This window comes from Streptomyces hydrogenans (assembly GCF_014656075.1).
Taxonomy (GTDB): domain Bacteria; phylum Actinomycetota; class Actinomycetes; order Streptomycetales; family Streptomycetaceae; genus Streptomyces; species Streptomyces hydrogenans.
Window position 1 is genome coordinate 1 of the sequence record NZ_BNBS01000101.1, and the last position, 12,807, is coordinate 12,807.

At 75.3% G+C, this 12,807-nt stretch carries 10 protein-coding genes and 1 pseudogene; 7 read left to right on the plus strand and 4 right to left on the minus strand.

Annotated elements, in window-relative coordinates:
- Positions 1 to 343: 343 nt before the first annotated feature.
- The gene (locus tag IE321_RS31075; RefSeq protein WP_190225329.1) at positions 344 to 1,132 is read right to left on the minus strand and encodes an IclR family transcriptional regulator; all 789 of its coding nucleotides are present in this window, start codon (positions 1,130 to 1,132) and stop codon (positions 344 to 346) included.
- A 157-nt stretch (positions 1,133 to 1,289) separates the two neighbouring features.
- Here IE321_RS31075 and bla point away from each other — a divergent pair, with 157 nt between their 5' ends.
- On the plus strand, positions 1,290 to 2,225 hold the full coding sequence (bla, locus tag IE321_RS31080; protein ID WP_229916602.1) for a class A beta-lactamase: 936 nt from the start codon (positions 1,290 to 1,292) through the stop codon (positions 2,223 to 2,225).
- 7 nt (positions 2,226 to 2,232) lie between these two features.
- Here bla and IE321_RS31085 read toward each other — a convergent pair whose 3' ends face one another.
- The 3 genes and pseudogenes from IE321_RS31085 to IE321_RS42305 all read right to left on the minus strand — a co-directional run.
- Positions 2,233 to 2,703, minus strand: a complete 471-nt coding sequence (locus tag IE321_RS31085; protein WP_190225330.1) for a GNAT family N-acetyltransferase — start codon at positions 2,701 to 2,703, stop codon at positions 2,233 to 2,235.
- Between the two features lie 64 nt (positions 2,704 to 2,767).
- Positions 2,768 to 3,835, minus strand: coding sequence for a glutamate ABC transporter substrate-binding protein (locus IE321_RS31090; protein ID WP_229916604.1), 1,068 nt, complete (start codon positions 3,833 to 3,835; stop codon positions 2,768 to 2,770).
- A 35-nt stretch (positions 3,836 to 3,870) separates the two neighbouring features.
- Positions 3,871 to 4,080: pseudogene (locus IE321_RS42305) on the minus strand (serine/threonine protein kinase); the annotation flags it as partial.
- A gap of 477 nt (positions 4,081 to 4,557) precedes the next feature.
- Here IE321_RS42305 and IE321_RS31095 point away from each other — a divergent pair.
- The 6 genes from IE321_RS31095 (at position 4,558) to IE321_RS31120 (ending at position 12,789) form a co-directional block, all read left to right on the plus strand.
- Complete coding sequence (locus tag IE321_RS31095) at positions 4,558 to 6,021, plus strand: tetratricopeptide repeat protein (RefSeq protein ID WP_190225331.1); 1,464 nt, start codon at positions 4,558 to 4,560, stop codon at positions 6,019 to 6,021.
- A gap of 242 nt (positions 6,022 to 6,263) precedes the next feature.
- A complete protein-coding gene (locus tag IE321_RS31100; protein WP_226651880.1) occupies positions 6,264 to 8,648 on the plus strand; it encodes a collagenase in 2,385 nt (794 codons plus the stop codon).
- An 87-nt stretch (positions 8,649 to 8,735) separates the two neighbouring features.
- The gene (locus tag IE321_RS31105; protein WP_190225333.1) at positions 8,736 to 9,911 is read left to right on the plus strand and encodes an NAD(P)/FAD-dependent oxidoreductase; all 1,176 of its coding nucleotides are present in this window, start codon (positions 8,736 to 8,738) and stop codon (positions 9,909 to 9,911) included.
- Complete coding sequence (locus tag IE321_RS31110; protein ID WP_043230826.1) at positions 9,908 to 10,225, plus strand: (2Fe-2S)-binding protein; 318 nt, start codon at positions 9,908 to 9,910, stop codon at positions 10,223 to 10,225. Before IE321_RS31105 ends, IE321_RS31110 begins: the two co-directional genes overlap by 4 nt.
- The gene (locus IE321_RS31115) at positions 10,206 to 11,603 is read left to right on the plus strand and encodes an FAD-dependent oxidoreductase (RefSeq protein ID WP_190225334.1); all 1,398 of its coding nucleotides are present in this window, start codon (positions 10,206 to 10,208) and stop codon (positions 11,601 to 11,603) included. The genes IE321_RS31110 and IE321_RS31115 overlap by 20 nt, the downstream gene beginning before the upstream one ends.
- Before the next feature lie 286 nt (positions 11,604 to 11,889).
- A complete protein-coding gene (locus IE321_RS31120; protein ID WP_043230830.1) occupies positions 11,890 to 12,789 on the plus strand; it encodes a dihydrodipicolinate synthase family protein in 900 nt (299 codons plus the stop codon).
- Positions 12,790 to 12,807 lie beyond the last annotated feature (18 nt).

Below are 12,807 nucleotides of genomic sequence, written 5' to 3' on the forward strand. Positions count from 1 at the left end.
ATCAGGTACGAGGCGTGGGACAGGCAGTCGAGGTAGTACTGGGCGAAGAACACGGCGGGCCTCCCGAGGGTCGGTTCCGGATACCCCCCTGGGTATCAATGACTCGACCGTACGGGGCTCCGCCGCGCCTCGTCAAATACCCCCCTGGGTATCGTGGATCACAGGGGCCGGGATGCGGCCGGAGAGTTCTCGTATACGGGTAGGGGTATTTCGACGTGCTGCGGACCCGGAAGAAGGCGCGCACGGCAGGAGGCGGACATGGGAGAAGGGGCCCCGCCGATTCCCCGGCGACGCCCCTTCTCGTTCTCCCCCTCCGCCGGCCCCCGTGCCCGCGGACGCCCGGTCAAGGCTCGTGGCTGTGCGCGGCCACCGCGAACGTCCGGGAGATCAGCACCTGCTCCGCCCGTCGCTGGAGGAGGTCCGCGAGCCCCCGCAGTCGCCCGCCCTCGGAGGCGGGGATCGACAGGGCCACCGCGGCCGTCTCCGCGCCCACGGTGATCGGCACCGCCGCGCAGGCCGTCCCGGCGGCGTACTCCTGGTGCTCCAGGACCGGCAGCCGCCGCGGCATGGCCGCGAGCCGCCGCTCGAAGTCGCGCCGCGTCGCGACCGTGTGCGCGGTGAGCTCCCCGACCGGGTGGCGGCCCAGGTGCTCGACGCGCTGCTCGGGCTCCAGCTGGAGCAGCAGACACTGGCCGGCGGCGTGCGCGTGGGCCGTGGCCCGGAAGTCGGCCCATTCCTGTACCGGCGGCCGCGCCGGGTTGTCCGAGACGGCCCCGAGCTGCACCTCTCCGTCCCGGTACTGGACGAAGTAGACGGCCGCGTCCAGGTCCAGGCTCAGGGCGTTCACCCACGCCTGGATCCTGAGCGCCGGCTCGTGGACGGCGCGGGCCGTGTCGCGGCGCAGTGGCGAGACGAGCCGGTAGACACCGTTGTCGTTGCGGACGAGTCCCTCGTGGACCAGCGTCCGCAGCAGGTGGTAGGCCGTAGGCAACGGCAGCAGGGACTCGCGGGCCAGCTGCTTGGCGCTGCCCGTGCCGCCTCGCCGTTCCAGCTCGTCCAGCAGCCGTACGGCCCGGCGCACCGACTGGATCAGGGTCGGGGCCGAGCCGCTTTCCCCCTCACGAAATGGCATGCGTGTCCTTTCGCAACGCGCGGAGCACTGTGCTCCGGGTCCATGATCGGACAGTGAACCCAGAATCACGTACCGTCAAGTAGCCGGGGTGTCGGAACCGCCCCACGGGCACCCCGCGTGGTCCCCTGCGGAAACGATCACCTTCGAAAGGACGTCCGTGTACTCCCAGCACCCCGGCGCCTCCCGCCGGACCGCCCTCGCCCTCGGGGCGGGCAAGGCGCTCGCCGCCGCCCTCGCCCTCGCCCGCGCCGGCCCCGCCCACGCCTTAACCGCCCCGGCCGGCCGCGACGAGGAGGCCGCCGCCGCCCACTTCCGCGCCCTGGAGGAGCGCTACGGCGCCCGCCTCGGCGTGCACGCCCACGACGTGCGCACCGGCCGCACCCTCGCCCACCGGGACGACGAGCGCTTCCCGATGTGCTCGACCTTCAAGACCCTCGCCGTCGCCGCCGTCCTGCGCGACCTCGACCACGACGGCACCTTCCTGGCCCGCCGCCTCCACTACACGGCCGCCTACGTCGCCCGCTCCGGCTGGTCCCCGGTGACCGGTTCGACCGAGAACATCGCGCGGGGCATGACCGTCGCCGAACTCTGCGACGCCACCATCCGCTTCAGCGACAACACCGCCGCCAACCTGCTCCTGCGCGAGCTGGGCGGCCCCACCGCGATCACCCGCTTCGCCCGCTCGACCGGGGACCCGGTCACCCGCCTCGACCGCTGGGAACCCCGGCTGAACTCCGCCGAACCCTGGCGGATCACCGACACCACCACCCCGCGCGCCATCGCCAGGACCTACGGCCGGCTCGTCCTCGGCCGCGTCCTGGAACCGGCCGACCGCGCGCTGCTCACCGACTGGCTGCTCCGGAACACGACCAGCCTCGCCCGCTTCCGCAAGGGCCTCCCGGCGGACTGGACCGTCGCCGACAAGACCGGCGGCGGCGAGTACGGCACCAACAACGACGTCGGCGTCACCTGGCCGCCGGACGGCGGCCCGATCCTGCTCTCCGTGCTCACCACCCGGCCGGAGCCGGAGGCCGAGGGCGTCGACGAGCTGGTGGCCGCCGCGGCGACGGTCGTCGCGGAGGAGCTCCGCTAGCCGGTGCTCAGACCTCGGGGGCCATGTCGTACGTGATCCACATCGTGCGCGTGGCCACCTGGTCGTACTTGGAGCGGGCGCGGTGGTTGTCGTCGGCCGTGATCCAGCGGACGACGCTCCAGCCGCGCTCCGCGCCGATCCCGCGCAGCGCGGCCAGCAGCAGGTCGGCCGCGCCGGTGCCCCGGCTCGCCGGGTCGACGAAGAGGTCGTCGAGCCAGCCGCCGACGGTGGCGGACAGCGGGCGGGCGAAGGGCCGGAAGTGGGCGAGCCCGACGAGCCGCCCGTCGGCGCCCTCCGCCACCAGACCCTCCACCTCGTGGGCCGGGTCGTGGATCCAGGACCAGACGAGCCGGGCCGCGTCCTCGGTCTGCTCGACCCGGTAGAACTCGGCGTAGCCCCGGTAGAGGGCGCGCCACTGGTCGAAGTCCTCCTCCCGGACGGGACGGACCCGGACGGCGGCGGCGTCGGCGACGGACATGAACGTTCACTCTCCTCGTGCACCGCGCCCTGCGGTGCCGGGACCAGTGGATCATGCCCCCGGGTCAGCGCCGCAGCGAGGCCGGGTCCGGGGTGAGCAGCGGCAGGTTCGTCCGCAGCGCCCGCTCCCACGAGCCGTCGGCGACCATCGTGTCGAGCGCCGCCTGGACCTCGCCCCGCAGCGGGCTGCCCTCGGGCAGTCCCACGCCGTACCGCTCCTCGGAGAGGTTCAGGCCCGCGAGCCGGAAGAACCCCCGGCGCTGCGGCTCGTTCGCGTACCCCGCGAGGAGGGCGTCGTCGGCGGTGACGCCCTCGAAGGCGCGCGCGAACACGCCCGTGAGGCACTCCTGGTACGAGTCGAGCCCGTGGACCTGCGCCCCGGGCGCGGCGGTGCGCAGCCTGACCGAGGCGGAGGAGCCGACGGTCGCGCAGACCCTCTTGCCCCCGAGGTCGGCCACCGACGTCACCGAGGTGTCGTCGCCGCGCACCAACAGGTCCTGGTGCGCCACCAGATAGGGCCCGGCGAAGTCGACGGACTCCTCCCGCTCGTCGTTGATCGCGTACGTCGCCACCACCATGTCCACCGTGCCGTCGCGCAGCAGCGTCTCCCGCTCGCTGCTCGCGACCTCCTTCCAGACGATGCCGGCGGGGTCGTGCCCGAGGGCGCGCGCCACGTACGTCGCGACGGCCACGTCGAAACCGGAGTAGGTGCCGTCCGGGCCCTTCAGGCCGAAGCCGGGCTGGTCGGACTTGACCCCGATCGTGAACGGCGCGCCGCCGCCCGCGGAGGGCGGCGGCGCGGAGGCCGCGGTACCGGAGGAGGACGGGGACGAGGGGGAGGACGGAGCGGAGGAGGAGGGTCCGTGCGCGCCGACGGTCTTCTTCGAGGGGTCCTTCTCGGGCGACCGCGCCGAGGCGACGGCCCCGCCGCCGGTGAGCGCCAGGGCGATCCCGGCGGCGAGGAGCAGCCGTCGCCGCCCGCCGGGGGCCGGGCCGGTGCGGGGCGGTCCGGTGGGCGGGGGCGGCACGGGCGGCGCGATCCGGTACGAGGTCGTCCCCGGCACCGGCGCGGGCGCGGCGTCCCGAGGGGGCGCGTCCTGCGGGGCCGCGTCCTGAGGGGCCGTGTCCGCCACCCGTGCCAGGAGCCGGTCGAGTTCGCGCGGGTGGGTCCGCCGCCGCCCTCGACGACGTGGTGGACGGTCACCACGTTCGGGTGGGTCAGCCGGGCCAGCGCCCGTGCCTCGCGCAGGACCCGGGAGGCCAGCGCGGCGGCGGCCCCGGGGTCGGCCTCGGCGAGGTCGGGGTCGGAGGGCCGGACCTCCTTGACCGCCACGTCGCGGTGCAGCACCAGGTCCCGGGCCCGCCACACCAGGCCCATCCCGCCGCCGCCCAGCCGCTCGACCAGCTCGAAGCGCCCGTCCACCACCCGTGCCACGCACGCCCCCGTCCCGTCCCGCCCGTGGAGCCCGGTCGCGGCTCCCGTCGCCGCACTCTGCCACAACGGGCCCGGGGAGAGGGTGGGTTGCCCGCTGCCGCCGGTACGCGGGGGCGCGTCGACGCCCCCCTGTCGGCGCGGGAGGGCGGGGCGGCGTCCTCGACCGGCAGCGGGACCGGCCGGGCCGGAAGGACGGCGAGCGCTCGTGGGCGGAGGGCGGCGGACGGGGGTGCGCGGGGCGCGTGCCGCGGCGCGGGCGGAGTGGCGCGGGATCGGGCGGGGCACGCTCCCGATGCCGCCGGGAGGAGCACCGCCCGGCCCGGCGGCCGCCGGACGGGCGCGCGGGTGTCACCCGTTCGACCCGGCGGCCGCCCGTCCGGGCCCGAGGCGGTACCCGAGGAACCGAGGTGAGGACCCGCATTGGCGACCGACCGCTACGGCAACACCCTGCACGGCTGCACCCCCGAGGGCGCGGCGCATCTGGACCGGGCCGTCGAGGCCCTGCTCTTCTTCCGGCCCGAGGTGGCCCCGTCGGTCGAGGACGCCCTCGCGGCGAGCCCCGGATCGCCCGACGCCCAGGCGTTCGCCGCCTATCTGGGGGTGCTCGGCACCGAGCACACCGGCGCCGCCGGGGCCCGGGAGCGCTTCGGCCGCTATCTCGCGGGCCGTGACACCACGGCGCTGCCCGCGCGCGAGCGGCTCCACCTGGCGGCCGCGGAGGCGTGTCTCGCCGGGGACCTGCACGGGGCGGGGGACCTCCTGGAGGAGCTGAGCCTCGCCCACCCGAGGGACGCGCTGGCGCTCTTCGCCGGGCACCAGCTGGACTTCCTCACCGGTGACGCGGTGCGGCTGCGGGACCGGATCGGCGGCGCGCTGTCGGCGTGGGGGAGGGCCGACGAGCACCGGGGGCCGCTGCTCGGGATGTACGCCTTCGGCCTGGAGGAGTCCGGGCACTACCGCCGCGCGGAGGAGGCGGGCCTGGCGGCGGTCGAGCGGCACCCGAGGGACGTGTGGGCCGTGCACGCGGTGACCCACACGTACGAGATGCAGGGCAGGGTCGCCGAGGGCGTCGCGTTCCTGGACGGGCGCGCGGGGGACTGGGCGCGCGGCAACTACCTGACGGTGCACAACTGGTGGCACTACGCGCTGTACGCCCTGGAGGCGGGCGCGGAGGAGACGGCGCTGCGCGTGTACGACGCGGCCGTCCACCACGAGGAGTCGGCGGGGCTCGCCATGGAACTCCTGGACGCGGCGGCGCTGTTGTGGCGGCTGCGGCTGGCCGGCCGGGAGGAGCCGGACCGCTGGGCGCGGCTCGCCGACGCGTGGGCCGGGAGGGCGGACCCGCCGTTCTACGCCTTCAACGACGCCCACGCGGTGATGGCGTACGTGGGGGCGGGGCGGATCGCGGAGGCCGAGGCGCTGGTGGCCGACCGGCGGCGGTGGCTGGCCGAGGGCGTGGGGGACGGCGCGCGGCGGACCCTTTCCAACCACGCGATGACGGCCGAGGTCGGACTGCCGGTCTGCGAGGCGCTGGTGGCCCACGGGCGGGGCGACCACGGGGCCGTGGTGGGGCTGTTGTGGCCGGTGCGGCGCCGGCTCCAGGTCTTCGGCGGCAGTCACGCCCAACGGGACGCCGTGCAGCGGACGCTGCTGGATTCGGCGCTCGCCGCCGGGGAGCACGACCGGGCCCGGCTGCTGCTGAGCGAGCGGGACGGGCTGCGTCCGGACAGTCCGTACAACTGGCTGGGGAGGGCCCGGCTGGCCGACGCGATCGGTGACGCGGCCCTCGCGGCGGTGGCCCGGGAGCGGGCGGCGGACGCGACGAAGGGGCCCCGGCCCACGGCGCCGGGGCTCGGTCCCGTACCGGCATCGCCACCGTTCTGACCTGCGGCGGAGGGGGAGGGCGGGCGTCCGGCGGAGGGGCCGGGCGTCCGCCTCCCCCCGTTCCCCGACACGGAGGCGGACGCCCGGAATCGCAACTGACCCGCGCACAGGGGTTGTCAGTGCAATTTCACATTACTATGTTACAGCTCGCGTGGCAGACGGTCGTCTCTCCGTCAACTCGCGTTCAGCTTCCCGTGATCGGCCGCGCACCCCCCGCATCCCCACCCTCATCAGGAGACCTCGTGTCCCAGCACAGAGTCGTGCGCTCCTCCCTCCTCGCCACCGCCATCGCGGTGACCCTCGTGGCCTCCGCCGGTCAGGCCGCGACCCAGGCGGCCGAGGCCTCCGCCCCCCGCGCCGCCGGCACCGCCGTCCCCGGCGCCTTCGCGCCCACCGCCGCCGCCGAGCCGAACCCCTTCGACGAGGTGGAACGATTCGCCAAGGCCCGTACGGCCACGCCCTCCCCGGCCCCCGCCCCCGGCGGCACGGGCGACACCCGGGGCCGCGTCCCCGGCCAGGCCAAGGAGGCCGACGCCAAGGCCGACGCCGGGCAGAGCAGGCTCCAGGCGGCGCCCTCCGCCACCCTCGCGGGCGTGCCCTGCACCCTCGACGGCGTCACCGGCCTCTCCCCGGCGGCCTTCGCCGACTTCCTCGCCGACCCCGCCGTCACCGCCGACGGCTGTCTCAACGGCCTGATCTGGACCTGGGACGCCCGCCTCGCCCCCGTCATGTCCGACGCCCACGTGCAGGCCGTCGCCAACCGGATAGCCGGCCTGGCCGCCTCCCACGACGGCCGGAACTCCTCCCACCTGGAGGAGATGTTCACCTACCTGCACGCGGTCGCCTACCACGACTTCTCGCGCACCGAGATCGACGTCACCGACGCCCCGACCGTCGACGCCATGCGCCGCGCCATCGCCGCCTTCGGCTCCGCCGCCCGCACCTTCGACGTCACCGCGTCCAACGGCCGCACCCTCCGCGAGGCCCTCAACGCCGGCAGCGCCCCCGGCCTGCGCCAGCACCAGCTCGGCCTCATCACCAAGGTGCTCGCCACCATGGACCCGTCGCACACCGCGACGAACCTGGACCCGACCTGGGCGGGCGCCGCCCTCGCCGCGCTCTCCGTCAACTACCTGGGCGTCTACCCCGGCAACCAGGACGCCGCCTTCCACGCCGCCGTCGCCGCCGACCCGGCCTACCGCGCGGTCTTCAAGGCGTTCGCCGGCTACACCCACCTCAAGGGCACCGCCAACGCCTGGGTCGTCCGCGACGCGCTGAGCGAGTACGGCCGCTTCGGCGAGGTCTCCGGCCTGCGGTCCGGCATCGTCACCGACCTCGGCGCGATGCTCGGCACGGTCCAGTCCGCCTGGGGCAACGGCAGCCAGCCCTGGGCCAAGATCGTCTCCTGGCTGAACTACTACGACGCCTGCGCCCCGTACGGCGTCTGCAAGGCCGACATCGAGGCCCGGATCTTCCCCTACACCTACACCTACGACACCGGCACCGGAGCCGCCCTCAAGGTCCGCACCGGCCTCGACCGGGCCACCGTCGACCAGCTCTACTACGCCAGCAAGCAGGTCAAGTCGCAGTTCCACCGGGTGGTCGGCAGCGACCAGCCGCTGACCGGCGACCCCAACACCACCCTGAACATCGTGCTGTACGGCTCGCGCGCCGACTACGAGAACTACCACCCGATCCTGACCGGCTACGACACCAACAACGGCGGCATCTACATCGAGAACGGCGCCACCTTCTACACCTACCAGCGCCGCGTCCCGCAGGACTCCTCCCTCACCCTGGAGGAGCTGTTCCGCCACGAGTACACCCACTACCTCAACGGGCGCTTCGCCGTCCCCGGCTTCTTCGGCCAGGGCCCCTGGTACCAGGGCGACCGCACGACCTTCATGGACGAGGGCACCGCCGAGTTCTTCGACGGCGCCACCCGGGACGACGGCATCGCCGTGCGCAAGTCGCTGGTCCGGGGCGTCATCAACGACACCGCGGGCGGCGGTCCCCGGATGAACCTCCGGCAGATCCTGCACGCCACCTACGCCGGCGACGGCTTCCGCTTCTACAACTACGCGGGCACCTTCTTCGAGTTCCTGTGGACCGAGCGCCCCGGGCTGATCCGCGAGATGTACACCCACCTGCGCAACGACGACGTGGCCGGCTACGACGCCTGGCGCGAGCGGCTCAGCTCCGACCCCGGCCTCCAGCAGGCGTACGACCGCTTCCTGGACGCCCAGATCGCCAAGGTCGACCAGCTCTTCGTGCCGAACACCACCTACACCGCCAACGCCGCCCTGCGCGACAGCGACGTCGCCGCCGTCCGGGCCGCCTTCGCCACCGCCACCTACAACAACCCCGACTGCGTGGAGGCGGGGGAGCCGGGCAAGCGGCGGTTCGTCTGCACCGGCCGGATCACGGCCAACCTGGCCGACGCCAACAACCCGGACAAGGTCTTCAAGGACATGTCGGAGACGGTCGACTACTTCCTCCTCGACCGGGCCGGCGCCGCCTCCAACAACCTGGCCGACATGAACTGTTCCTTCGGCCCGGTGGACATCTGGAGCAGCCGCGTGGCCGGCACCTCCGGCTTCCGCTGCGAGGGTCCGCTGCGCAGCTGACGGCCCTCCGTCCCGCCCGGTGAAACGCCCGGTGCCCGGCCTCGGAAGGGGCTGGGCACCGCCAGAAGAATGTGACATATTACTGCCGTGCCCAACAGACACTCCCCGGACGTCGTGATCATCGGCGCCGGCGTCGTCGGAGCCGCCTGCGCCTACTACGCGGCCCGCTCCGGACTCACCGTCGCCGTGGTCGACCGCGGTCCCGTCGCGGGCGGCACCACCGGTGCCGGGGAAGGCAACCTGCTCGTCTCCGACAAGGAGGCGGGCCCCGAGCTCGACCTCGCGCTGCTGTCCACGAGACTCTGGCGCGACCTCTCCGCCACACTCCCGCCGGAGACCGAGTACGAGCCCAAGGGCGGGCTCGTCGTGGCGCCCGACGAGCCCGCCCTCAAGGCCCTCCGCGCCTTCGCGGAGGGCCAGCGGGCGGCGGGCGTCACCGCCACCGAGGTCCCCGCCGACCGGCTCGCCGACCTCGAACCCCACCTCGCCCCCGGCCTGGCCGGCGGCTTCCACTACCCGCAGGACGCCCAGGTCCAGCCCGCCCAGGCCGCCGCCCGGCTGCTCGCCGCCTCCGGCGCCGCACTGCACCTCGGCGAGGAGGTCACCGCGATCCTCCGCGGCCCGACCGGAGCCGTCCGAGGCGTGCGCACCGGACGCCGCGAACTCCTCGCCCCCGCCGTCGTCAACGCCGCCGGCACCTGGGGCGGCGAGATCGCCCGCCTCGCCGGCGTCCACCTGCCGGTCCTGCCCCGACGGGGCTTCGTCCTCGTCACCGAACCCCTCCCGCGGATCGTCCGGCACAAGGTCTACGCCGCCGACTACATCGCCGACGTGGCCAGCGGCTCCGCCGCCCTCCAGTCCTCCGCCGTCGTCGAGGGCACCCCCGGCGGCCCCGTCCTCATCGGCGCCACCCGCGAGCGCGTCGGCTTCGACCGCTCGCTCTCCACCGAGGCCCTGCGCCGGCTCGCCGCCCAGGCCGCCCGGCTCTTCCCGGTCCTCGCCGACGTCCAGGTGCTCCGCGCCTACCACGGCTTCCGCCCCTACCTCCCCGACCACCTGCCGGCGATCGGCCCCGACCCGCGGGTCCCCGGCCTCCACCACGCCTGCGGCCACGAAGGGGCGGGCATCGGCCTCGCCCCCGCCACCGGCGTCCTCCTCGCCGCCGCCCTCACCGGCGCCGAACCCCCGCTCGACCCCGCACCGTTCCGCCCCGAGCGCGACCACGGCCCCGCGGACGTCCCGACCCAGGAGCAGCAGAGTTGAGCCGCCGCACCCCGCGCGCCCTCGTCGGCGGCGCGCCCCAGGAGACCTTCACCTTCCGCTTCGACGGACGGGACGTCACGGCCGCCGCCGGGCAGACCGTCGCCGCCGCCCTCTGGGGCGCCGGCGTCCTCGCCTGGCGCACCACCCGGCACGACGGCGAACCCCGCGGCGCCTTCTGCGGGATCGGCCAGTGCTTCGACTGCCTGGTCACCGTCGACGGCGCCCCGAACCGCCGCGCCTGCCTCGTCCCCGCCCGCCCCGGCGGCCTCGTCACCAGCCAGGAGGGAACCGGCCATGACGACCTCGCCGTCTGACCCCCGGACCGCCCCCGCCGACCTCGCGGTCGTCGGCGCGGGCCCGGCCGGACTCGCCGCCGCCGTCACCGCCGCCTCGCTCGGCCTGACCGTCACGCTCCTCGACGCGGGCGCCCGCCCCGGCGGCCAGTACTACCGCCACCCCGACCCCGCCCTCGGCGCCACCCGCCCGCAGGCCCTGCACCACGACTGGGCCGCCTTCGCGGACCGCGAGGCCGAGCTGCGCGCCCACGAACGCGCGGGCCGGGTGCGCTACCTGACGGAGCACCAGGTCTGGAGCGTCACCGGCTCCGGCACCGACTGGTCGGTGCACTCCCGGACCGACGACGCCGCCGGGGAGCCCGTCCGGGCCCGCGCGGTGCTGCTCGCCACCGGGGCGTACGAGCGCCAGCTGCCCTTCCCCGGCTGGACCCTGCCCGGCGTCGTCGGCGCCGGGGGAGCGCAGGCCATGTTCAAGAGCGGGCTGGTGCTGCCCGGCCGCCGCGTCGTCGTCGCGGGCAGCGGACCCCTGCTGCTCGCGGTCGCCGCCTCGCTGGCCGCCGCCGGCGCCCGGGTGCCCGCCGTCGTCGAGGCCGCCGGATACGGACCGTACGTCCGCCACACCGGAACCCTGCTGCGCAACCCGGCCAAGCTCGCCGAAGGCGCCCTGTACGGCGGGGCGTTGCTCCGCCACCAGGTCCGTCCGCTGCTCCGGCACGCCGTCGTCGAGGCGCACGGAACCGACCGGGTCGAGGCGGTCACCGTCGCCCGGCTCGACCGCGACTGGCGGCCCGTGCCCGGCACCGGCCGGCGCGTCCCCTGCGACGCGCTCGCCGTCGGCCACGGCCTGGTCCCCGAGCTCTCCCTCGCCACCGCCCTGGGCTGCGCCACCCGCACCGCCGCCGACGGGACCGCCGCCCTCGTCCTCACCCCGGGCCTGCGGACCTCGGTGCCCGGGGTCTGGGCGGCGGGCGAGACGGGTGGCGTCGGAGGGGCCCAGCTCGCCCTGGCCGAGGGGGAGATCGCCGCCCGCACGGTGGCCGGCCGGGCCGTCCCCGCCTCCCTCGCCCGGCGCCGGGACCGGCTGCGGGCCTTCGCCGACGCGATGGGCGCCGCCCACCGGCCGGGTGCCGGCTGGACCGGCTGGCTGCGGGACGGGACGGCGGTCTGCCGCTGCGAGGAGGTGCCCGCCGGACGCGTCCGCGAGGCGGTCGAGGAGCTGGGCGCCACCGACGCCCGTACCGTCAAACTGCTGACCCGGGCCGGGATGGGCTGGTGCCAGGGCCGCATGTGCGGTCCGGCCGTGGCCGCGCTCGCCGGCGGCGAGACCGTCGCCGACCGCCGTCCGCTGGCCTGCCCCGTACGCCTCGGGCAGCTCGCGGAACTCCCCGCCGACTAGGGCCTGTCTGACCCTTCCCGTCGGGTCCGGCCCGCCCGGCACGCACGCTCGCCGCACGGCCGGAACGCCCGAGTAGCGCCTTCCCCGAGCTCTCGGCTTCGCTCGAGCAGGGGAGACCCCATCCGAGGCCGCCCCGGCCGCACGCCGATCGCACGCACCGGACGACCCGGCCTGATCCGACGGGAATGGCCAGACACGCCCCAGCCCTTTTCCCTGGCGGTCGCACTCTTGTGGCCGCCGTACACCCCCTAGTAAAATGTCACACACTACAAAGGAGTACGTCACGATGACCGACACCCGCACCCGCCCCTGGCACGGCATCATGGTCGCCACCACCCTGCCGCTGCGCGAGGACCTCTCCGTCGACCTCGACGCCTACGCCGAGCACGTCCGCTGGCTCATCGCCAACGGCTGCGACGGCGTCGTGCCCAACGGCTCGCTGGGCGAGTACCAGACCCTCACCGACGCCGAGCGCGCGGCGGTCGTCCACACCGCCGTCGCCGCCGCCGGAGACGGCGCCCGCGTCATGGCCGGCGTCGCCGCCTACGGCTCCGCCGAGTCCCGCCGCTGGGCCGAGCAGGCCGCCGAGGCCGGCGCCGGCTCCGTCCTCCTCCTGCCGCCCAACGCCTACCGCGCCGACGAGGAGGCCGTCCGCGCCCACTACGCCGAGGTCGCCAGGGCGGGGCTGCCGATCGTCGCCTACAACAACCCCATCGACACCAAGGTCGACCTCACCCCGGCCCTGCTCGCCCGCCTCCACGCCGACGGGAACATCGTCGCCGTCAAGGAGTTCAGCGGCGACGTCCGCCGCGCCTACGAGATCGCCGAGCTCGCCCCCGGGCTCGACCTCCTGATCGGCGCCGACGACGTCCTCCTGGAGCTGGCCATCGCCGGCGCCGTCGGATGGATCGCCGGCTACCCCAACGCCCTGCCCGAGTCCGCGGCCACCCTCTACCGCGCCGCCGTCGCCGGCGACCTCACCACCGCGCTCCCGCTCTACAAGTCCCTGCACAGCCTCTACCGCTGGGACTCCAAGACCGAGTTCGTCCAGGCCATCAAGCTCTCCATGGACCTCGCGGGCCGCCCCGGCGGACCCACCCGCGCCCCGCGCCTGCCGCTCACCGGCGCCGTCGAGGCCGCCGTCCGCGCCGCCACCGAGAAGGTCCTGGCCGAAGGACTCCGCTGATCCCAGGGGGAAGACAGC